General features: G+C 66.9%; 15 protein-coding genes and 4 pseudogenes. 13 read left to right on the forward strand and 6 right to left on the reverse strand.

Annotated features, from left to right (window positions below; genetic code table 11):
• Positions 1-121 precede the first annotated feature (121 nt).
• The 3 genes from leuA to BG28_RS09050 all read left to right on the forward strand — a co-directional run bounded on the left by leuA (position 122) and on the right by BG28_RS09050 (position 3,606).
• Positions 122-1,882: a 2-isopropylmalate synthase gene (gene leuA, locus BG28_RS09040; RefSeq protein ID WP_036475982.1), complete on the forward strand. Its 1,761-nt coding sequence runs from the start codon at positions 122-124 to the stop codon at positions 1,880-1,882.
• 105 nt (positions 1,883-1,987) lie between these two features.
• Positions 1,988-2,734 carry a DNA repair protein RecO gene (gene recO, locus BG28_RS09045; RefSeq protein ID WP_036475986.1) on the forward strand — a complete coding sequence of 249 codons (747 nt, stop codon included), beginning with the start codon at positions 1,988-1,990 and terminating at the stop codon, positions 2,732-2,734.
• Positions 2,735-2,790: 56 nt separating this feature from the next.
• Complete coding sequence (locus tag BG28_RS09050; RefSeq protein ID WP_036475993.1) at positions 2,791-3,606, forward strand: isoprenyl transferase; 816 nt, start codon at positions 2,791-2,793, stop codon at positions 3,604-3,606.
• Here the strand turns inward: BG28_RS09050 and BG28_RS09055 are convergent.
• Positions 3,552-4,655 carry an alpha/beta hydrolase gene (locus BG28_RS09055; RefSeq protein ID WP_051501240.1) on the reverse strand — a complete coding sequence of 368 codons (1,104 nt, stop codon included), beginning with the start codon at positions 4,653-4,655 and terminating at the stop codon, positions 3,552-3,554. The two genes, BG28_RS09050 and BG28_RS09055, sit on opposite strands and share 55 nt — an antisense overlap.
• A 45-nt stretch (positions 4,656-4,700) precedes the next feature.
• Here BG28_RS09055 and BG28_RS09060 point away from each other — a divergent pair.
• Positions 4,701-5,782 (forward strand): annotated as a pseudogene (locus tag BG28_RS09060) (quinone-dependent dihydroorotate dehydrogenase).
• A 68-nt stretch (positions 5,783-5,850) separates the two neighbouring features.
• Here the strand turns inward: BG28_RS09060 and BG28_RS09065 are convergent.
• The gene (locus BG28_RS09065) at positions 5,851-6,459 is read right to left on the reverse strand and encodes a DUF3043 domain-containing protein (protein WP_036475994.1); all 609 of its coding nucleotides are present in this window, start codon (positions 6,457-6,459) and stop codon (positions 5,851-5,853) included.
• Between the two features lie 130 nt (positions 6,460-6,589).
• Here BG28_RS09065 and BG28_RS09070 point away from each other — a divergent pair, with 130 nt between their 5' ends.
• From BG28_RS09070 to def, 5 genes and pseudogenes are all read left to right on the forward strand, one after another.
• Positions 6,590-7,006 carry an iron-sulfur cluster assembly accessory protein gene (locus BG28_RS09070; RefSeq protein ID WP_036476139.1) on the forward strand — a complete coding sequence of 139 codons (417 nt, stop codon included), beginning with the start codon at positions 6,590-6,592 and terminating at the stop codon, positions 7,004-7,006.
• 374 nt (positions 7,007-7,380) lie between these two features.
• Entirely contained in the window at positions 7,381-8,256 is an 876-nt protein-coding gene (gene coxB / locus BG28_RS09075; protein ID WP_036475995.1) for a cytochrome c oxidase subunit II, read from the forward strand.
• Positions 8,257-8,258: 2 nt separating this feature from the next.
• A pseudogene (ctaD, locus tag BG28_RS09080) lies at positions 8,259-9,982 on the forward strand (cytochrome c oxidase subunit I).
• Entirely contained in the window at positions 9,982-10,383 is a 402-nt protein-coding gene (locus BG28_RS09085) for a cytochrome c oxidase subunit 4 (RefSeq protein WP_036475996.1), read from the forward strand. Before ctaD ends, BG28_RS09085 begins: the two are co-directional and overlap by 1 nt.
• Before the next feature lie 129 nt (positions 10,384-10,512).
• Positions 10,513-11,085: pseudogene (gene def, locus BG28_RS09090) on the forward strand (peptide deformylase); the annotation flags it as partial.
• Positions 11,086-11,212: 127 nt separating this feature from the next.
• Here def and trpD read toward each other — a convergent pair.
• Positions 11,213-12,295 (reverse strand): anthranilate phosphoribosyltransferase, encoded by a 1,083-nt coding sequence (trpD, locus tag BG28_RS09095; protein WP_235181058.1) that lies wholly within the window; start codon positions 12,293-12,295, stop codon positions 11,213-11,215.
• 260 nt (positions 12,296-12,555) lie between these two features.
• On the opposite strand from trpD, the gene BG28_RS09100 reads away from it, so the two are divergent.
• The 4 genes from BG28_RS09100 (at position 12,556) to BG28_RS09115 (ending at position 16,850) form a co-directional block, all read left to right on the forward strand.
• Positions 12,556-13,143: a cytochrome c oxidase subunit 3 gene (locus BG28_RS09100; RefSeq protein WP_133726551.1), complete on the forward strand. Its 588-nt coding sequence runs from the start codon at positions 12,556-12,558 to the stop codon at positions 13,141-13,143.
• A gap of 60 nt (positions 13,144-13,203) precedes the next feature.
• Positions 13,204-14,001 (forward strand): c-type cytochrome, encoded by a 798-nt coding sequence (locus BG28_RS09105; protein ID WP_036476005.1) that lies wholly within the window; start codon positions 13,204-13,206, stop codon positions 13,999-14,001.
• Positions 14,002-14,064: 63 nt separating this feature from the next.
• Positions 14,065-15,117, forward strand: a complete 1,053-nt coding sequence (locus BG28_RS09110) for a ubiquinol-cytochrome c reductase iron-sulfur subunit (protein ID WP_036476007.1) — start codon at positions 14,065-14,067, stop codon at positions 15,115-15,117.
• A 5-nt stretch (positions 15,118-15,122) separates the two neighbouring features.
• On the forward strand, positions 15,123-16,850 hold the full coding sequence (locus tag BG28_RS09115) for a cytochrome bc complex cytochrome b subunit (RefSeq protein ID WP_051501241.1): 1,728 nt from the start codon (positions 15,123-15,125) through the stop codon (positions 16,848-16,850).
• Positions 16,851-17,114: 264 nt separating this feature from the next.
• On the opposite strand, the gene BG28_RS09120 is transcribed toward BG28_RS09115, so the two are convergent.
• The 3 genes and pseudogenes from BG28_RS09120 to hisS all read right to left on the reverse strand — a co-directional run bounded on the left by BG28_RS09120 (position 17,115) and on the right by hisS (position 21,838).
• Complete coding sequence (locus tag BG28_RS09120; protein WP_036476009.1) at positions 17,115-18,545, reverse strand: replication-associated recombination protein A; 1,431 nt, start codon at positions 18,543-18,545, stop codon at positions 17,115-17,117.
• A 67-nt stretch (positions 18,546-18,612) separates the two neighbouring features.
• Positions 18,613-20,445 carry an aspartate--tRNA ligase gene (gene aspS, locus BG28_RS09125; RefSeq protein ID WP_051501242.1) on the reverse strand — a complete coding sequence of 611 codons (1,833 nt, stop codon included), beginning with the start codon at positions 20,443-20,445 and terminating at the stop codon, positions 18,613-18,615.
• A 53-nt stretch (positions 20,446-20,498) separates the two neighbouring features.
• Positions 20,499-21,838, reverse strand: a pseudogene (gene hisS / locus BG28_RS09130) (histidine--tRNA ligase).
• Positions 21,839-21,857 lie beyond the last annotated feature (19 nt).

Consider the following 21,857-nt stretch of genomic DNA (forward strand, 5'->3'; position numbering starts at 1 on the left):
TCACCTCTCCGGTCAAGCTCGTCGATCCAGCACAGCGCAGCACTTCCAGGTCGAATCCCCGCTGCGGAGCTCCTCCGCCTCGACCGCTCGCCCGCAGCTCGTTCACAGCAAGGAAGCTCTCATGCGCAAACTTCAGAAGACCTCCCCGATGCCCTTCAACCGGTATGTCCCCTTCGAGGATCAGATCACCGTCTCGCTGCCGGACCGGACCTGGCCGGACCAGACCATCAAGGCCGCCCCGCGCTGGTGCGCAGTGGACCTGCGTGACGGCAACCAGGCGCTGATCGACCCGATGACCCCGGATCGCAAGCACCGGATGTTCGAGCTGCTGGTGAACATGGGGTTCAAAGAGATCGAGGTCGGCTTCCCCTCGGCCTCGCAGACCGACTACGACTTCGTCCGGCAGCTCATCGAGCAGGACAAGATCCCCGAGGACGTCTACATCCAGGTGCTCACCCAGGCGCGCGAAGCCCTGATCGAGCGGACCTTCGAGGCCATCGCGGGGGCGCCACGGGCGATCGTGCACCTGTACAACTCCACCTCCGTGCTGCAGCGCGAGGTGGTGTTCAAGGCCGACCGCGACGGGATCGTGGACATCGCCACACAGGGAGCCCGGCTGTGTCGGAAATACGAGGAGGCGATGCACGCCGCCTCGGAGACCCCCACCGAGATCGTCTACCAGTACTCCCCAGAATCCTTCACCGGCACCGAGCTGGACTTCGCCGCGCACATCTCCGATGCGGTGGTCGACGTCTTCGGCGCCACCCCGGAGAAGCCGGTGATCATCAACCTGCCCGCCACGGTGGAGATGGCCACCCCGAACGTCTACGCGGACTCCATCGAATGGATGCACCGGAACCTGCGCAACCGCGAATCCATCGTGCTCTCGCTGCACCCGCATAACGACCGGGGCACCGGGGTCGCCGCCGCCGAGCTCGGCTATATGGCAGGCGCCGACCGGATCGAAGGCTGCCTGTTCGGCAACGGTGAGCGCACCGGCAACGTCGACCTGGTCACCCTGGGCATGAACCTGTTCAGCCAGGGCATCGACCCGGAGCTGGACTTCCGGGATATGAGCAGCATCCGCAGCATCGTGGAGCACTGCAACCAGATGGGTGTCCCGGAACGTTCACCCTATGGCGGCGACCTGGTCTTCACCGCCTTCTCGGGCTCGCACCAGGACGCGATCAAGAAGGGCTTCGAGCACATGGACGCCCGCGCCGCGGCGGCCGGGACCTCCCGGGACGAGATCACCTGGGCCGTGCCGTACCTGCCCATCGACCCGAAGGACATCGGCCGCAGCTACGAGGCGGTCATCCGAGTCAACTCTCAGTCCGGCAAGGGTGGCGTCTCCTATCTGCTCAAGGCCGAACGTGGCATCGATCTCCCGCGCCGCGCGCAGGTGGAGTTCTCCGGGGTCATCCAGCGTCGGGCCGACGACGGCGGCGGCGAGGTCTCCGGTGAGGAGATCTGGCAGATCTTCCAGGACGAGTACCTGCCGGTGGACACCGCGGACCACCAGTGGGGCCACTACCGGTTGGACGAGGTCAACACCTCCTCCAACGCCGAGGGCGTGTTCCACATGGAGGTCGAGCTGCAGGCCGGCGGTCACTCCACCTCCCAGGCCGCTCACGCCAACGGTCCGATCGCGGCGCTGCTGAAGATCCTTGCGGAGGACGGGGTCGATGTGCGGCTGCTGGACTACACCGAGCACGCCATGAGCCAGGGCGGAGACGCCCAGGCGGCCTCCTTCGTGGAGCTGGCGATCGGGGAGCGGGTGCTCTGGGGCGTCGGCCTGGATCACAACACCACTCTGGCCTCGCTGCAGGCCGTGATCTCGGCCGTGAACCGGGCGCTGCGCGACGTCGCCCCGGTGGCGTAGCCCGGGCTCGCGCCGCAGTATGCCCGGGCATGCGCTGCAATATCCCCGGGCCTGCGCCGCGATATCCCCGGGCATGCGCCCATGCCGCTGTAGTACTCTGCCACCATGGCCGGCTCCACCTTCGCGTCCCGTTCCTATCGTGACGCCGCGATCATCCTGCGCACCCAGAACCTGGGTGAGGCGGATCGCATCATCACCGCGCTGACCTCGGCGAACGGGCTGGTGCGTGCGGTGGCGAAGGGGGTGCGCCGCACCTCTTCGAAGTTCGGCGCCACCGTGGAGCCGTTCATGGTGGCAGACGTCCAGTTCGTGCACGGCCGGTCGCTGGACATCGTCACCCAGGCCACCTCGAAGAACACCTATGGGCCGCCGATCGTGGCCGACTACGACAAGTACATGGCAGCGAGCACCATGGCCGAGACCGCCGAGCGGCTGATGGACGTCGAGTCCGATCCGGCCTTCGGCGGTGCCCAGTTCCGACTGCTCCACGGCGGGTACTCCGCACTGGCACGCGGAGTCCATCCGGCCGACGTCGTGCTGAACTCCTACCTGCTGCGCGCGCTCTCCGCCGCCGGCTGGGCGGTCACCTGGACCGCCTGCGTGGCCTGCGGCAAGCCCGGGGCGCACACCGGCTTCCATCCCGCCGCCAGCGGTCCGGTCTGCACCGACTGCCGACCCCCGGGCACCCGAACCCTGGACCCGGCCACGGTGGAGCTGCTGCACGCGCTGCAGCACGGGCATTGGGAGCAGACCCGGTCCTTCCGCAGCGATATTCGGCATGAGGCCACCAATGTGGTGATCAGCTATGCCCAGCACCACCTGGAGCGCCGGCTGAGCTCTCTGGGACTCTGAACCCGCCGGCTCGCCACCGCGGGTACGGCGTTGGTCTGCCGACACGACATGGAAGAATGGGAGCCATGTCCCGGCCCACGCATCAGGATCCCACCCCGCACCCCGACGACGTCTGCGCACCGCGGCTGCCCCCGGAACTGGTGCCGGCCCATGTCGGGATCGTGATGGACGGCAACGGCCGCTGGGCGAACCAGCGCGGGCTCCCGCGCACCGAGGGTCATCGGGCCGGCGAGGCCGCACTGATGGACGTGATCGCCGGAGCCATGGAGATCGGCGTCCAACACATCAGCGTCTACGCCTTCTCCACCGAGAACTGGAAACGCTCACCCGATGAGGTGCGCTTCCTGATGGGCTACTCCCGCGAGGTGCTCCGCCGGCAGCGCGACGTGCTGAACTCCTGGGGCGTGCGGATCCGATGGAACGGACAGCCCGGACGGCTGTGGCGCTCGGTGATCAAGGAGCTGGAGATCTCTGAGGAGCTGACCCGGAACAACACCCGGTTCACCCTGACCATGTGCGTGAACTACGGAGGCCGCGCGGAGATCACCGACGCGGTCAAGCTGATCGCCGCCGAGGTCGCCGCCGGCCGGATGGACCCGCGCCGGATCACCGAGCAGACCGTGGCGGCACACCTGGATGAACCCGACCTGCCCGACGTCGACCTCTTCCTGCGCAGCTCCGGGGAGCAGCGCATCTCGAACTTCCTGCTCTGGCAGTCTGCCTACGCCGAGCTGGTGTTCATGGACGTGCTCTGGCCGGATGTGGACCGCACCACCCTGTGGGAGGCGGTGGAGATCTACGCCCGCCGGGACCGCCGCTACGGCGCCGCGGTGGACAGTTTCTCGGCCGGCCGCTCGGCCTCGGGGGCGTAGGCCCGCAGCCAGCGCTGAACCTCGTCCAGCGCCCGGTTGCGCACAGCAGCCTCCGAGGCGAAGACGTCATGGATCGCCCCGTGCACCCGCACCACGGTGACCTGATCGCCGAGCTTCACGGCCCGGCGAGCCAGCAGCTCCACATCGAGCACCGAATCTGACTCCTGCAGCTCCTGCGTCCAGTGTCGCCGGTAGGCGGTCGCCGTCGAGAGCAGCACCAGGATCGGCAGCTGCAGCCCCAGGCCTTCGTGGACCTTCCGGTGACCCACCAGGACCGCGCGCATCCAGCCCACCCGGATCGGAAACGACGTGCGCGGACGCCACTTCGGATGCAGCGTCCATTCGCCCTGGGCCTGATCCGAGAGCGTCTGCCAGTAGTTGTCGATGGCCGGAAGCTTCAGCGCCCGAGTGGGGGCGAACTGGCCCAATGGGGCAAGGATGCCCTCGGTGGCGGTGCGCGCGGCGACGTCGCCGGAGAGCTCCAGCCAGGGGCTGTTGAGCACCAGCGCGCTGATCCGTCCGGGATTGCGCTGTGCCCAGAGTGCGGCGACCAGGCCGCCGGTGGAGTGGGCTTCGATGATCGGGGGCGGGGCCTGCGGGTGCATGGCGCGGATCTCGACCAGCGCGGCGTCGATGTCGGCGTCGTAGGTGCCCAGGTCATCGACGTAGCCCGGGGTCTGCCAGCTGCGCAGACTCCGGCCGTACTTGCGCAGATCCAGCGCGTAGAACGGGCGACCCCAGCTCTGCCAGCGGCGAGCCATCGGGATGTTGTAGAAATAGTCGGCCCAGCCGTGGATATGCAGCACCGGAGCCAGTTCCGGCGGGTGGTCCGGCTCCGCCGGGGTGTTGCGCGCAGCGGCCACGGCTTCGGCCTCTCCCGGGCGCTCATCCTGGACCGCCTGCTGTTCCGGGTCGGGGGAGTAGCTGACCAGCGTCGCGCTGACCGGCCCCTCCTGATCCTCACCGAGCGGAAGCGTCAGCCGCTTGCAGCCCTGGAGGTGATCAGGAGACCAGACACCCACCGGGGAGTCTTCGAGCAGTTCGTTCATAATTCCCATCCTATGAGCCAACGTTGCGCGGACCGGCATCCTAGGATGGGAGCCATGTACCGCTTCGTCTTCAAGACCGTGTTCACCCGGATCGATCCCGAGCAGGCCCACCACCTGGTCATCTCCGGGCTGCGGCTCGGCACGCGCATCGGGGCCGGCAGGGTGCTGGAGCGGCTCTGCCGCCCGGCGGAGTCGCTGCAGGTCCGAGCGCTGGGCCTGGTCTGGCCCTCACCCTTCGGCCTGGCCGCAGGCTTCGACAAGGGCGCCACCTCGGTGCTCCCGCTGGCGAACCTGGGATTCGGGCATATCGAAATCGGCACCGTGACCGCCGCCGCGCAGCCGGGAAACCCGAGGCAGCGGCTGTTCCGACTGGTCAGAGACCGCGCGCTGATCAACCGCATGGGATTCAACAACGACGGCGCCGCCGCGGTCCGCCCGCGTCTGGAGGAGATCCGCTCTCAGATCGCCGAGTTGAAGCGGGCCGGACGCCACGTTCCGGTGATCGGGGTCAACATCGGCAAGACCAAGGTCACCCCGCTCGAGGAGGCCACCGAGGACTACCTGATCTCCACTCGGACCCTGGCGCCGGCGGCGGACTACCTCGTGGTCAACGTGTCCTCGCCGAACACCCCCGGCTGCGCCAGCTCCAAGACATCACCTCGCTGCGCCCGCTGCTCGCCGCGGTGGGCGCCGCCGCCGATGAGGCTGCGCAGCGCCACGTGCCGCTGCTGGTGAAGATCGCCCCCGATCTGGCCGACGCCGACGTCGACGCGGTGGCCGAGCTGGTGAGCGATCTGGGACTGGACGGGGTGATCGCGACGAACACCACGATCTCCCGGGAAGGGCTGCAGAGTGACCCGGCGCAGGTGCAGGCCGCCGGGGCCGGCGGGCTCAGCGGTCCGGTGCTCGCAGAACGGTCCAAACAGGTGCTGATCCGACTGCGCGCCGCGCTGCCGCGCACCACCACGATTATCTCCGTCGGTGGTGTGAGCACCGGGGCAGAGGTCGCCGAACGGCTCGCACTCGGAGCCGACCTGGTCCAGGGCTACACGGCCTTCGTCTACGAGGGCCCCTTATGGGTCCGGCGGATCAACCGTGACCTGCGCTCCGCGCTGCGAAGCGGCTGATGTTGCCGCTGATGTCGCCACTCATGTTGCAGTTGCGAAGCGGCTGAAGTCCCGCCGAGGCTGCAGGCTCAGGCGGGGAAGTGGCCCCGGGAGACCAGAGGCTTGGGCAGGCGGAGCCGACGGATCTGCAGTGAGCGCATTGCGGCGTAGAACGGAAGACCGCGTTCGCGGTTCTCGACACCGAACTTGGCGTCGATCTTCTTACGCACGACGCGCCCGACCCACACGGCCTCCACGAGCACGGCGAGGACGAAGAGCCACAGGATCTGGCTGACGATGATGCGCATCTCTTGGTTCATGACGAAGGATGCGAAGAGGAAGACCAGCACCAGGACGAGCATCCACTCACCGATGCCGAATCGTGCATCGACATAGTCCCGGACGTAGCGACGCTGCGGACCACGGTCACGGGCCGGAAGATACTTCTCCTCACCGGTCTCCATCGCCCGGCGCATCTTCACCCGCTGATCGGCCATCTGCTGGCGCTGCGCGGCGCGGGCGACCTTCCGGTCGTTCTGCACCAGCGGCCGTTTGCGGGCCGCCTGCTGCTGGCTGCGCTTTGGTGTCGGCACACCCTTCTTCTCAGGCTGGCGCTTGGTGGTCTGGGCCTGCTCGCGGGCAGCCGCGGCCTCGGCTTCGGCAATATTCTCGGCGGAGTTTCTCTTACGTCCTAGCACCCCGCCAGTGTAGCGGGAATAATGGGGCCGGACCCTGCAACGTGCTGGGCCGACGGGAATGAACCTCGTGGCCCCTGGCGTTGTTACCGTAGAGCACAGGCCTGCCGCTACAACGAGAGAGGTGTATTCCATGAGCACCACCACCCAGGACACCGCCGCCGGATCCGCTGCTGAGTCCGCATCAGCCGAGATCACCGGATCCGCCGTCGATGGCTTCAAGACCCACCAGGTCGAACTCAGCGGTACTGCCGCTGAGAAGGTCTCCTCGCTGCTTCAGCAGGAGGGACGTGAAGATCTCCGGCTGCGCGTGGCCGTGCAGCCCGGAGGCTGCTCCGGATTGATCTATCAGCTCTACTTCGACGAGCGCGTGCTCGATGGAGACGCACTGCGCGACTTCAGCGGTGTCGAGGTCGTCGTGGACAAGATGAGCGTGCCCTACCTCGAGGGCGCGAAGATCGACTTCGAGGATTCGATCTCCAAGCAGGGGTTCACCATCGACAACCCCAACGCCGGCGGCTCCTGCGCCTGCGGCGACTCCTTCCACTGATCGAGTTCCGCAGCACCCCGCTGGGCGCCGCGATCAGGGTCTGAGGCTGGACTCCTGCCCGGTCAGCTGGGTCACAACGTCACAAAGCAGTCATATCGGCGGCGGATTCACTGTCTGCCGGCCCGAGCGAAACTCCGCTTCTCCCGTTTTCTACACGGGGTAGAAGCGGAGTTTTCTCGTCTCCAGGGCTCGGTGGGGGACTCGAAGGAGCAGATCAGTTGCGCCGGCCGCGGGTGTCCGTCCTCCCTGTCCTCTACAGGACGTAGTAGTCTGGAGCGCGAAGCGTCCATGGTGGTTCGATCTCTGCGCACAGCGCGGTCAGCGGGTCACGGAGAACGCAACATTCGCACATCGAGATAGAGGAAGGGCCGTCTGTGAGTTCGCATAAACGAACCGGCAGCCGAGGCCGTGCATTGAAGTCAGTTGCACTGGCCAGCGCGGCGGCACTGGTGCTCAGCGCCTGCTCGGAAGAGCAGCCTGTACAACGAGGATGGCTCCCGGGCAGCCGGGACACCACCAGCAACACGGCCGAGATCACTGACCTGTGGGTCAACTCTTGGATCGCGGCGCTGATCGTCGGCCTGATCACCTGGGCATTGATGCTCTGGTGCATGGTGGCCTACCGCCGTCGCAAGGGGGAGACCGGCTACCCGCGTCAGCTCGCGTACAACGTGCCGCTGGAGATCATGTACACCATCGTCCCACTGGTCATGGTGGGCGTGCTGTTCTTCTACACCAACGAGGTCCAGCGCTCGGTCGATGAGCCCTACACCGATCCTGATCTGGTCGTCGATGTCCGAGGCAAGCAGTGGGCCTGGGACTTCAACTACAACTACGACGGCGAGGAGCGCTACTTCGCCGGCGTCCAGGCCGAGCTCACCGGTGAGGAGGGTGTGCGCGAGACGCTGCCCACCCTCTACCTCCCGGTGGACCAGCCCGTGACCTTCGAGCTGAACGCCCGCGACGTCATCCACTCCTTCTGGATCCCCGCCTTCCTGCAGAAGCGCGACATGATCCCGGGTCGCACCAATGAGATCCACCTGACCCCTCAGGAGCTCGGCAGCTTTGACGGCAAATGTGCCGAGCTCTGCGGCGAGTACCACTCGGAGATGCTCTTCAATGTGGAGGTCGTCACCGAGGAAGAGTTCCGTGACTACCTCGAGACCCTGCCCGAGGGTCAGCTCGGCGACGAGTATGACCGCAATCCAAACCTCCACGAAAATGTGGCCGGAACTGAAGGGGACGACTGACAGTGGCGACCCTCGAATACACAGCCGACGAAGCGCGTGAGGTCTCGCGCGTCGTCCCCCGCTCCAAGGGGAAGATCGTCGTCAGCTGGCTGACGACCACCGATCACAAGGTGATCGGTTACATGTACCTGATCACCTCCTTCCTGTTCTTCTGCGTCGGCGGCGTCATGGCGCTGCTGATCCGTGCGGAGCTCTTCGAGCCCGGCATGCAGCTGCTGCAGACCAAGGAGCAGTACAACCAGCTCTTCACCATGCACGGCACCGTCATGCTGCTGATGTTCGCGACGCCGCTGTTCGCCGGCTTCGCCAACGTGATCATGCCGCTGCAGATCGGCGCACCCGACGTCGCGTTCCCGCGGTTGAACGCGCTGGCCTTCTGGTTCTTCCTCTTCGGCGCCCTGGTCGCATGGCAGGCTTCCTCACCCCACAGGGTGCGGCCTCCTTCGGCTGGTTCGCCTACGCTCCGCTCTCGGACACCACGTATTCCCCGGGCGTCGGTGGAGACCTATGGGTCTTCGGTCTGGCGCTGACCGGCTTCGGCACGATCATGGGTGGTGTCAACTTCATCACCACGATCCTGTGCATGCGCGCACCGGGCATGACCATGTGGCGGATGCCGATCTTCGTGTGGAACACGCTGATCACCTCGATCCTGGTCCTGATGGCCTTCCCGCCGCTGGCGGCAGCGCTCTTCGGACTCGGCCTCGACCGGCGGTTCGGCGGTCACATCTTCGATCCCGAAGCCGGTGGTGCGGTCCTCTGGCAGCACCTGTTCTGGTTCTTCGGACACCCGGAGGTCTACATCATCGCGCTGCCGTTCTTCGGCATCGTCTCCGAGATCCTGCCGGTCTTCAGCCGCAAACCGATCTTCGGCTATAAGGGCCTGGTCTACGCCACCATCGCCATCGCCGCCCTCTCGGTGACCGTGTGGGCCCACCACATGTATGTCACCGGGGCCGTGCTGCTGCCGTTCTTCGCGCTGATGACCATGCTGATCGCGGTGCCCACAGGGGTGAAGTTCTTCAACTGGATCGGCACGCTCTGGCGAGGGTCGCTGACCTTCGAGACGCCGATGCTCTGGAGCCTCGGATTCCTGGTGACCTTCCTCTTCGGCGGACTCACCGGCATCATCCTGGCCGCCCCGCCGCTGAACTTCCACCTCTCGGACACCTACTTCGTGGTCGCGCACTTCCACTACGTGGTCTTCGGCACCGTGGTCTTCGCGATGTTCGCAGGCTTCTACTTCTGGTGGCCCAAGTGGACCGGCAAGATGCTCAACGAGCGTCTGGGCAAGATCAACTTCTGGATGCTCTTCGTCGGCTTCCACGGCACCTTCATGATCCAGCACTGGCTGGGCGTCATGGGCATGCCGCGTCGTTACGCGGACTACATGGTCGAAGACGGGTTCACCACCATGAACCAGTTCTCCACCGTGTTCTCGATGCTGCTCGGCGCCTCGCTGATCCCGTTCTTCTGGAACGTCTGGATCACCTCACGCAAGGGCAAGAAGGTGCTGGTGGACGACCCGTGGGGCTTCGGCGGCTCGCTCGAGTGGGCGACCTCCTGCCCACCGCCGCGGCACAACTTCTATTCGCTGCCGCGCATCCGCTCCGAGCGTCCTGCGCTGGATCTGCACCACCCTGAGCTCGCTGACCGGCACACGCTGCAGACGCCTGCGGGCAAGATCTTCGGCCCGGCAGATCAGTCGGACAAGGAAGGCGTCTGATGAAGGCAAATATCGGATTGTTCCTGGGCCTGGGCATCTTCGTGTTCATCGTGGCCTTCATCTACGGCTTCTGGAGCGGATGGTCAGACATGGCCGGATTCCCGCTGCTGCTGCTCACCGCGGGCATGGGCTTCATGCTCTGGTTCTACCTGCGCATGGTGGCGAAGAACCATGACGTGCTCGACGGGGACAACCCCGAGGGCGAGATCGAGCACATGGCCGGCAACTACGGGGAGTTCGCTCCGTGGAGCTGGTGGCCGCTGGGCCTCGGCTTCTCCGCAGCGTTCGCATTTTTCGGGCTGGCCATCGACTGGTGGGTGTTCTTCCTCGCCCTGATCCCGGGCCTGTTCTTCATCACCGGCTGGGTGATGGAGTTCAACCGGAAGCGCTACGCGCACTGATCCACACCGACACACGTCTCAGGAAGGCCCGCCGTGAGCATCGACTCGCGGCGGGCCTTCCTGTATCCCGGAGCAGGACGTGGCGGGCCTCGTCTCTCGGCGCACGAGGTGATGCGTAGAATTCTGGCTATGACGATCCGCCCCATCACGATCCACGGTGAACCAGTCCTGCATCGACGCGCGCAGGAGGTCGAGCGCATCGACGACTCCATCCGCGAGCTCGTGGCCGACATGATCGAGACCCAGGACGCCGCCCACGGTGTCGGGCTGGCGGCCCCGCAGGTCGGCGTCGGGCTGCGCATCTTCACCTACAGCTTCGCCGACTCCGGGGATCAGCCCTCCCGCGCAGTGATCATCAACCCGCGGCTGCGCCTGATCGGCAAGGTCTCCAAGGAGTCGGCTGACCCGGAGGAGGAGTCCGAGGGCTGCCTGTCAGCCCCGGGGTACAACTACCCGCTCAAGCGCAGCGAGCACGTGGAGATCACCGGCCTCGACCTGCGCGGGGAGCCGCTGCGGTTCGAGGCCACCGGCTGGTTCGCCCGGATCCTGCAGCACGAATACGACCACCTCGACGGCTATCTCTACGTCAACCGGCTCGACCCGAAATGGGCTCGGCGCTGGAAGAAGGCCGTGAAGAAGGAGGGCTGGAACCAGCCCGGGCTGACCTGGCTGCCCGGGGTCGACCCCGACCCGTTCGGCCATGACGAGCCCGAGGACCTTGCCGAGCCGGAGGGACTGGTCGAGCCGGAGAACCTTGCCGAGCCGGAGGGGCTGGTCGAGCACGACGGCGCAGGTCAGTCGAAGGGCACCGGCTCTGCGGAGCGGGGTTTCAGCTCATACCCTGGCTGAACGCCACCCAGCGGCGCAGCACCTGCGCGGCGGCGCCGGAGTCGAGGGCCTCCTCGGCCCGGCGCATATTGGCCCTCAGCCGCTCCACCAGCGGCCCGCCAGCCTGTTCATCGAGACTGGTGAGTCCTCCCGCGGCATTCAGGACGACGGCGTCGCGCACAGGCCCAGGCTCCCCGGAGAGCAGGCGGTGCACGATCTGCGCGTTCTCGGTGCCGGTGCCCCCGCGCAGGTCTGCCACCGCGACCCGGGGGAGTCCGACGTCCTCGGGCTCCAGGACGGTGTGCGAGACCTCTCCGGAGCGGACCTCCCAGATATCGGTGGCCGCCGAGGTGGTGATCTTGTCCCGCCCGTCGCGCCCGCGGAACACCAGGCCGCGGGTGCCGCGCATGGCGAGCACCTGGGCCATCTTCGGTGCCAGCGTGGGACTGGCGCAGCCCAGGGCCTGGGCGGTGACCCGTGCCGGGTTCGAGAGCGGCCCCAGGAAGTTGAACACCGTCCGGATGCCCAGCTGACGCCGGACAGGTCCCACATGGCGCATCGAGGGATGGAAGCTCTGCGCGAAGAGGAACGTGATGCCGACCTCCTCGGCGGCCCGGGCCACCTGCTCTGCGCTCAGGCTCAGATTCACCCCGAGCGCCTCGATCACATCGGCGGCGCCGGCCGTGCTGGAGGCCCCGCGATTGCCATGCTTGACCACTCGAGCCCCGGCGCCGACCGCGGTCAGCGAGGCCATCGTCGAGATGTTCACGGTGCCCAGCATGTCCCCACCGGTGCCCACGATGTCCAGGGTGGGTCCGGGGATGCGGAGCGGCACCGCCTTGTCCATCATGGTGCTGCTCAGCCCGACGAGCTCCTCCGCGACCTCGCCCTTGGCGCGCAGCGCGACCAGGAAGGCCGCGACCTGCCCGTCGCCCAGGGCGCCGCTCATCAGATGCTCCATCGCCCAGGCAGAGGTGGCGGCCGTGAGGTGCTCCCCGGCGAGCAGAGTCTCGAGCAGCTCTGACCAGCTGGCCGGCAACGCAGGGCTGAGGGGAAGTGGATCAGGGGAGTGTGGAGGTTTCACAGCCCCAGACTATCGGCCGATTCCGCGTGGAGTCCGTCCAATTTCGACACGCTGTAGAAATATTGTCGACTTTTTTGACCGGCTCCACCTTGGCGGATCCTGGGAATGGCGCGGAATCCGCCCCCTGACAAGGATCTGGAACCACGCCATAGTGGTCAACGGTGTCGCAAATCGCTGGGGTTTCAGGACATAATGAATGCGTGACGTCTGCAACCCAAGCCCCAATCGCTCCGGCGCGAACCTTGCCGAACCGCCCGAACATGGTGTCCGTGGGCACCATGGTCTGGCTCACCAGCGAGCTCATGTTCTTCGCCGGCCTGTTCGCCATGTTCTTCACACTGCGTTCCACGCAGTCTGAGATGTTCGCCGAGGGTGCCAGTGAACTGGACATCCCGTTGGCCACCACGATCACGGTGATCCTGGTTGCCAGCTCGGTGACTGCTCAGTTCGGTGTCTTCGCGGCCGAGCGGCACCAGCCGCGCCGCACCGGAGGCACGTTCCAGATCCAGCACTGGGGCATGGTCGAGTGGTACATCCTCTCGTTCATCATGGGTGCGATCTTCATCGGCGGCCAGGCCTACGAGTTCGCGGTGATGGTCTCCCATGGGATCACCGTCTCCTCGAACGCCTTCGGCTCCGCCTTCTACATCACCACCGGCTTCCACGGGCTGCACGTTATCGGTGGACTGATCGCCTTCCTCTACGTGATCGCGCGGGCGTACTTCAGCGTGAAGTTCACCCATAAGGAGGCTCACGCCGCCGTCGTCGTCTCGTACTACTGGCACTTCGTCGACGTCGTGTGGATCGCTCTGTTCGGCATCGTCTACCTGCTGCCGCTGTTCGCTTGATTGACCGCGCCAGCCGGCGCACACCAGCTTGTATCGCATCGAAAAGTTAGGAACCGGCACGTGAAGGCACTCTCACAGAAGCGTCGCCACCCGCTCGCGGCAGTGGCGCTGCTCCTCCTGGGCCTCTTGCTCACCGGAGGGCTCTACGCCGCGGCGACCTCCATCAACGAGGCTCAGGCAACCAATGCTGCCGATGCCTACTCCGCCTCCGACGTGGAGGAGGGCGAACGGCTCTTCGTGGCCAACTGCGCCACCTGCCACGGGATCAACGCCGAAGGCTCCGACGCCGGACCCTCGCTGATCGGCTCCGGCGCCGCCTCGGTCGACTTCCAGGTCGGCACCGGCCGCATGCCGATGCAGATGTCCGGACCGCAGGCGCAGAAGAAGCCGGCTCAGTTCAACGACGAACAGACCATGCAGCTCTCGGCCTACGTGGCCTCGCTGGGCTCCGGCCCCGCAGTGGCCGACGAGGAGTACCTCGACGTCGAGCAGGGCAACATCGCCCGCGGCGGTGAGCTCTTCCGGATCAACTGCGCCATGTGCCACAACGCTGCCGCTGCCGGTGGCGCGCTGACCGAGGGCAAGTACGCGCCCGCGCTGGACGGCGTCGAGTCCCGGCACATCTATTCGGCCATGGTGACCGGTCCGCAGAACATGCCCGAGTTCAACGACTCGAACATCCCTCCTGAGGACAAGCGCGACATCATCGCCTTCCTGAAGAACAACGAATCTCAAGGCGTGCCGGGCGGGTTCTCGCTGGGCTCGCTGGGACCGGTCTCGGAGGGTCTGCTCATCTGGACCCTCGGACTGGCCCTGCTGATCGGTTCGATGGTCTGGCTGACCTCACGGTCCTCCTGAGCATCACCGGCAGCACCTAAGCACCCCGCACACGTAAACACTGAAGCAAAGGACGAGAACCATATGGGCGAGCACGGTAACGGCGGTCCGAACTCGGGCGCCGTCATCAAAGCAGGTGAGGGAAGGTCGAGCGGCTACGCCATCGACAACCCAGGCCTGCCCCCGCACCGCCCGCGGTTGACAGACGCGGACGAGAAGGCCGCCAGGCGCGCCGAGCGCCAGGTCTCTGCGCTCTTCCTGATCTCGATCATCGGTACGGTGATGTTCTTCGTCGGCTACTTCGCCGTCGGCGTCACCGACGGTGATCTTCAGATGCTCCGGCTGCAGAACACCCTGCTCGGCGTCGGCGTGGCCTTCGCCATGCTCGGCATCGGACTCGGCGTCGTGCAGTGGGCCCGCGCCCTGATGCCGGACCATGAGGTCATCGAGGACCGCAAGCCGCTGCGCAAGGAAGCAGAACGCGCCGAGGCTGCCCAGACGGTCAACGAGATCGTCGACGAGACCCAGATCAAGCGTCGGCCGCTGCTGCGCAACACGCTCATCGGCGCCGCGCTGCTGGCCCCGCTGCCCGCCGTCGTCGTCTTCCGCGACCTCGATCGCTCCGAGGACTTCGGGCCTGAGCGGATGCGCCACTCGCTCTGGGCCGAAGGGGTGCGCCTGGTGCGCGATCCCACCGGCACCCCGATCCGCGCCTCCGACCTCACGGTCGGCTCCGCGGTGCACGCGATCCCGGAGACGCTGCGCGAGGTCTCCGGGCACGGCGATCGCCTGGCCGAGAAGGCCAAGGCCGTCGTCCTGCTGATCCGGATGAACCCGGATGACTTCGAGCCCGTGACTCCGGGTCGTGAGGATTGGAAGTACGAGGGGATCATCGCCTGTTCCAAGGTCTGCACGCATGTCGGCTGCCCGGTTGCGCTCTACGAGCGTCATACTCACCACCTGCTGTGTCCCTGCCACCAGTCGACCTTTGACGCCGCTGAGGAGTTCAAGGTCATCTTCGGTCCGGCAGGCCGTCCGTTGCCGCAGCTGCCCATCACAGTCGACGATGAGGGCTTCCTCATTGCGCGCAGCGACTTCACCGAACCCGTCGGCCCCACCTACTGGGAGCGTGGCTAGAAATCATGAGCAGTCAGTCTCTGGAATCCAAGTACACCGAGGAGCAGTATTCCGAGGTGGATCAGTACCAGCCGGCGACCCGCACCGGCAAGATCGCGAACTACGTCGATCAGCGTGTGGGCGGAACCGGTATGGTCCGCGAGTTCGGCCGCAAGGTCTTCCCGGACCACTGGACCTTCATGTTCGGGGAGGTGGCGCTGTACAGCTTCGTCATCACGGTGATCTCCGGGGCGTTCCTGACGTTCTGGTTCGATCCCTCCATGTCCAGCACCCGCTATGACGGCTCCTATGTGCCGCTGCAGGGCGTGGAGATGTCCATGGCCTACAACACCGCGCTCCAGCTTTCCTTCGATGTGCGCGGCGGTCTGTTCATGCGCCAGCTGCACCACTGGGGTGCGCTGATGTTCGTGATGGCGATGGCGATCCACATGCTGCGTGTGTTCTTCACCGGCGCGTTCCGCAAGCCCCGTGAGCTCAACTGGGTCGTGGGCTGCACCCTGCTGCTGGCAGGCCTCGGCGCCGGCTTCACCGGCTACTCGCTGCCTGATGAGGTGCTCTCCGGAAACGGTCTGCGCATCATCGACGGCATGCTCAAGGCGATCCCGGTGGTCGGCACCTACATCTCCTTCTTCCTCTTCGGCGGCGAGTTCCCCGGCGACGAGGTCATCCCGCGGCTGTACTCACTGCACATCTTCATCATCCCGGCAGTGATCCTGATCCTGATCGCGGTCCACCTGTTCATGGTGGTCACCCACAAGCACACCCAGTACCCCGGCCCGGGCCGCACCGAGCGCAACGTGGTCGGCTACCCGATCGGGCCCGTGTACGCGGCCAAGGCCGGCGGCTTCTTCTTCGTGGTCTTCGGCGTCCTGGCCCTGCTGGGAGGCACCTTCCAGATCAACGCACTGTGGAACTACGGGCCCTACGACCCCTCCCCGGTGCAGGCCGGCACGCAGCCTGACTGGTACATCGGCTGGTTCGATGGATTGCTGCGCCTGATGCCGGGCTACATCGGCGGCGTTCCGCTTGAATTCGTCATACCGACGCCATGGGGCGGCAACAGCGTGGCAACGCCTGTGCTGGTCACCTTCATCCCGATCACCGCGCTCCTGCTGGGTCTGTTCGTCTGGCCCTGGATCGAGTCCTGGATCACCGGTGACAAGAGGGAACACCACATCCTGGACCGGCCGCGCAACGTCCCCGGACGCACCGCCTTCGGCATGGCCATGATGATCTGGTACTTCGTGATGTGGGCCGCCGCGTCCTCCGACCTGATCGCGACCCACTTCTCGCTCTCGTTCAACGATGTGCTCATCTGGCTTCGAGTCTTGTTCTTCGCCGGACCGATCCTCACGTTCATCATCACCAAGCGGATCTGTCTGGCCCTGCAGCGCAAGGATCGCGAGATCGTGCTGCATGGCAACGAGGCCGGCGTCATCGAGATGCTGCCCCACGGTGAGTTCCGCGAGAAGCACACCCGGGTCAGCGACTACGAGCTCTACACGCTGGTCTCCTACGAGTCGCCCGGGGTCACTGCAGCCCGGCCGAACGCGAAGGGCAAGGTCGGACTGCTGGAGAAGTCACGGGTCAGGATGAACCGGACCTTCTTCGAGGATCGGGTCGAGCCTGTGAGCCGCGAGGAGTACATCGAGGCCCTCTCGCACGACGACCACGGCACTCCCGCAGAGCTGCCTGCCGGCTCCGTCGGAGCGATCGAGTCCCGGAAGAGCTGATCACCCTGGGGCACCGATTATTCGGTGCTCACCATGAAGAAGCGGCCGTCTCCCTCTCGGGAGGCGGCCGCTTCTTCATGTGGCGTGAAGTCACCAGCCCCTCGGGTGTGGGCTGACTGACCCGGGTTGGCGGGCTCGGGCTGACGGGCTCGGGCTGGCGGGCTCGGGCTGACTGACTCGGGCTGGCGGGCTCAGGTTGCTGGGTCAGGGGGTGCGACTCTCAGCGCCAGAGGGGGATCCCTGCGGGGTGCCGCCTCATGCCCGCTAGGTCCGGTCCGCACCCCGGATGATCATCCGCAGTTTCTCAAGCCGTTCGGCGACCGCGCGCTCGGCCCCGTTGCCGGTGGGCCTGTAGTAGTCCACACCGATCAGCTCATCAGGCACATACTGCTGGGTCGCGACGTGATGCGGCTGGTCATGGGCGTAGATGTAGCCCTTGCCGTGGCCCATCCGGTGTGCACCGGAATAGTGCGCGTCGCGCAGGTGCGGCGGGACCGAGCCGGATCTTCCGGCCCGCACGTCCGCGATGGCGGCGTCGAGCGCCTTATAGGAGGCGTTGGACTTCGGTGCGGTGGCGATATGCACCGTGGCCTGGGCCAGCAGGATCCTGGCCTCTGGCATGCCGATCAGCTGCACGGCGTCGGCGGCGGCCATCGCGGTCAGCAGCGCCGAGGGGTCGGCCATCCCGACCTCTTCACCCGCGGCGATCACCAGGCGTCGGGCGATGAAGCGCGGATCCTCTCCGGCCACCACCATCCGTGCCAGGTAGTGCAGCGCCGCGTCGGGGTCCGAGCCGCGCAGCGACTTGATGAATGCCGAGACGATGTCATAGTGCTGGTCTCCGTCCCGGTCGTAGCGCTGCACGGCGAAGTCCATCGCCTGCTCGGCATCGTGGGCGGTGATCAGCACCGGGGAGTCCTGCGCCTGATCGGCGGCGGCCTCGCCGTCCTCGGGGGAGCGCCCCATGGCGACGGCGGCGGCGGCCTCCAGGGTGGTCAGGACCCGGCGCGCATCGCCGCCGGCCATGCGCAGGATGTGGTCGCGGGCCACGTCCTCGAGCTCGAAGGCCGAGTCCAGGCCACGGGGGTCCTGCAGTGCCCGGGTGATCAGCCCGGAGAGGTCTTCCTGGGTCAGGGAGCGCAGCGTGAGCATCAGCGACCGGGACAGCAGCGGAGCGATGATCGAGAACGAGGGATTCTCCGTGGTCGCGGCGACCAGGATCACCCAGCCGTTCTCCACCCCCGGCAGCAGCGCATCCTGCTGCGCCTTGTTGAACCGGTGGATCTCATCCAGGAAGAGCACCGTGGTCGTCCCGCGCAGGTCGCGGTCCTCCAGTGCGCGGTCCATGACCTGCCGGACGTCCTTGACGCCAGCCCGAATCGCGGAGAGCTCCACGAACTTCCGTGAGGCGCCCCGGGCGAGCACATGGGCCAGCGTCGTCTTCCCGGTGCCGGGAGGACCGTAGAGGATCACCGAGGAGGCCCCGGCGGGGCCGCGGTTGCCCTCGGCCAGCACCCGCAGCGGGGACCCCTGCTCGAGCAGATGCTGCTGGCCCAGGACCTCTTCCAGCGCCCGGGGGCGCATCCGCACCGCCAGCGGCGTATGCCGTCGACGCGCGCCCGTCTCAGTCGCGGCGGCGGGCGCGTCGTCGAAGTCGTCGGAGGCGAAGAGGTCCCCGGTGATCGGATCGGCCACTGCGCCTCCTAGGGCTGGCTGCGTCCACGGATTCGAGAAGGATCCGTTTCAGATTACCCGGTGAGGCTCAGGCCTGAGCCTTCGCCGGTGCCTTGCCCGAGGGGGTGCCCTCGGGCTTGGTCTCCCCGGCAGTCTCGGGCTTCGGCTCGGGCTTGGCGTCCACACCGGCCTCCTTGCGCTGCTGAGCGGTGATCGGAGCGGGCGCCGCGGTGAGCGGATCGTAGCCGCCGCCGGACTTGGGGAACGCGATGACCTCGCGGATGGAGTCCTCCCCGGCGAGCAGGGAGACCACCCGGTCCCAGCCGAAGGCGATGCCGCCGTGGGGCGGCGCGCCGAACTTGAACGCGTCCAGCAGGAAGCCGAACTTCTCCTGGGCTTCGTCCTCGGGGATGCCCATGACCTTGAAGATCCGTTCCTGGACGTCGCGGCGGTAGACGCGCAGCGACCCGCCGGCGATCTCATTGCCGTTGCAGACCAGGTCGTAGGCGTTGGCCAGAGCCGAGCCGGGATCGGTGTCGAAGCTGTCCGCGAACTCCGGCTTCGGTGCGGTGAACGCGTGGTGCACCGCGGTCCAGGCCCCGGAGCCCACTGCCACATCGCCGGCGGCCTGGGCCTGCGCGGCGGGTTCGAACATCGGGGCATCGACCACCCAGACGAAGGACCAGGCCGTCTTGTCGATCAGTCCCACGCGCTCGGCGATCTCGTTGCGCGCGGCACCGAGGAGTCCGCGCGAGGGGGAGACCTCGCCGGCCGCGAAGAAGATGCAGTCTCCCGGGGAGGCGCCGGTGGCGGAGGCCAGTCCGGCCTTCTCGGCCTCGGAGAGGTTCTTGGCCACCGGGCCGCCGAGCTCGCCGTCCTCACCGATCAGCACATAGGCCAGGCCCTTGGCGCCGCGCTGCTTGGCCCACTCCTGCCAGGCGTCGAGGGTGCGGCGGGGCTGCGAGGCGCCGCCGGGCATCACCACGGCACCGACGTAGGGTGCCTTGAACACTCGGAACGGGGTGTCCTTGAAGTACTCGGTGAGCTCGGTGAGCTCCAGGTCGAAGCGCAGGTCGGGCTTGTCGGAGCCGTAGCGCGCCATCGCCTCGTGGTAGGTGATGTGCGGGATCTCGGCGGGCAGCTCGACGTCGATGAGCTCCCAGAGCCGGCGTACCAGCTCCTCGCCCAGGGAGAGGATGTCCTGCTGCTCCACGAAGCTGGCTTCGATGTCGAGCTGGGTGAACTCGGGCTGACGGTCCGCGCGGAAGTCCTCGTCGCGGTAGCAGCGGGCGAGCTGGTAGTACTTCTCGAAGCCACCGACCTGGAGCAGCTGCTTGAACAGCTGTGGGGACTGAGGCAGCGCATACCAGGCGCCGGGCGCCAGACGCGCCGGGACCAGGAAGTCGCGGGCACCCTCGGGGGTCGAGCGGGTCAGCGTGGGGGTCTCGATCTCGGTGAAGGACTCGTGGTGCAGCAGGTCCCGGGCGACCCGGTTGGCCTCGGAACGCAGGCGAAGCGCGCGCTGCGGGCCGGCCCGGCGCATGTCGAGGTAGCGGTGGCGCAGCCGCGCCTCCTCGCCGATCTCGACGTGTTCATCGATCTGGAAGGGCAGCGGGGCTGAGGTGTTGAGCACCGTGACGGTCTCGGCCAGGACCTCGACCTCTCCTGAGGGCAGGTTCGGGTTCTCGTTTCCGGCCGGGCGGCGCTCCACAGCACCGGTCACCTGCAGCACGAACTCGTTGCGCAGCGGATCGAAGTCCGCCTCCTCGCGCACCACGACCTGGGCCACGCCGGAGGAGTCACGCAGATCGAGGAAGGCCACCCCGCCGTGGTCTCGGCGTCGCGCCACCCATCCGGTGAGGGTGACGGTCTGGCCTATGTTCTCGGCGGTGAGGGAGCCGGAGGTGTGTGTGCGAAGCACGGTGTCCTTCCTGAGGGATCAGTTGCTCGAGTGCGGGCCTGCGGCCCGGGGAGTCAGTCGGTGGCCGATTCTACTATCCGCGGGAGCGCGTCCTGGGCCGGGGGCGTCCAGCTGGCCGGATCGGCCGGAGTCTGTGCTCCGGTGCGGATGTCCTTGACCTCATGGGTGCCCTCCTCCTCGGTGAACCAGACATAGGGGATGCCGCGGCGATCAGCGTGGCGGATCTGTTTGCCGAACTTCTCGGCCTTCAGCGCGACCTCCACGTTGATCCCGCGGGCGCGCAGCGCGTCAGCCACGTCCTGGGCGGCGCCCCAGTCGGCGTCGGAGCGCAGCGCCACGAAGACCGCGGCGGGAACCTTGCGGCTGGCCCGGATCCCGCCCTCGGCCAGGATTCGGGAGATCAGCCGGGTGACACCGATGGAGAGACCGACGCCGGGGAAGGTGCGGCTGCCCTTGGCGGCGAGGGACTCGTAGCGGCCGCCGGAGCAGATGGAGCCCAGGGACTCGTGGCCGATGAGCACGGTCTCGTACACCGTTCCGGTGTAGTAGTCGAGGCTCGGGCGATGGAGAGATCGGCGGTGACCCGACCGGGGACCCGCTTGTTGAGCTCCGCGACGACCTCTTCGAGCTCGCTCAGTCCGGCCTCGAGCAGCTCATCGGGCGCTTTCGAGCCCAGCAGTTCGCGCACGGCGGCGACGAAGGTGGTGTCCGTGGCGCGGATCTGGGCGAGTTCCAGCGCTTGCTGCGCCTGTTCCTGAGTGGCGGCTCCGGAGGAGACCAGCTCCTCGCGCACCTTCTCGGCGCCGATCTTCTCCAGCTTGTCGATGGCGCGCAGCACCGCGGTGGTGTCATGCAGCCCGATGGAGCGGTAGAAGCCCTCAGAGAGCTTGCGGTTGTTCACCCGCAGCATGAAGTCGCCGATCGGCAGCGCCTCCAGCGCCTTGGCCATCACCACGCCGATCTCGACATCGCTGCGGAACGGGAGCGCGCCGTCGCCCACCAGGTCGATGTCGGCCTGGGTGAATTCGCGGTAGCGGCCGTCCTGGGGCCGCTCCCCGCGCCAGACCTTCTGGATCTGGTAGCGCCGGAACGGGAAGTCCAGGTGACCGGCGTTCTCCACCACATAGCGGGCGAAGGGCACGGTCAGGTCGAAGTGCAGCGCCAGACGGGCCTCACGCCCGGATTCCTCCTGAAGGCGAGCGACGGCGTAGATCTCCTTGTCGATCTCGCCCTTCTGCAGCAGCGTGTCGATGGTCTCCACCGCCCGTGATTCGATCGAGGCGAAGCCGTGGCGTTCGAACACCTCACGAAGCGTGTCCAAGACATGCAGCTCCACCAGCCGCTCCTCGGGGAGCCATTCGGTGAAGCCGGAGAGAGAGCTGGTTCGAGCCATGAGTGTGCGCGCAGTCCTT

This window comes from Nesterenkonia sp. AN1 (assembly GCF_000582475.1).
GTDB classification, from domain to species: Bacteria; Actinomycetota; Actinomycetes; order Actinomycetales; family Micrococcaceae; genus Nesterenkonia; species Nesterenkonia aurantiaca.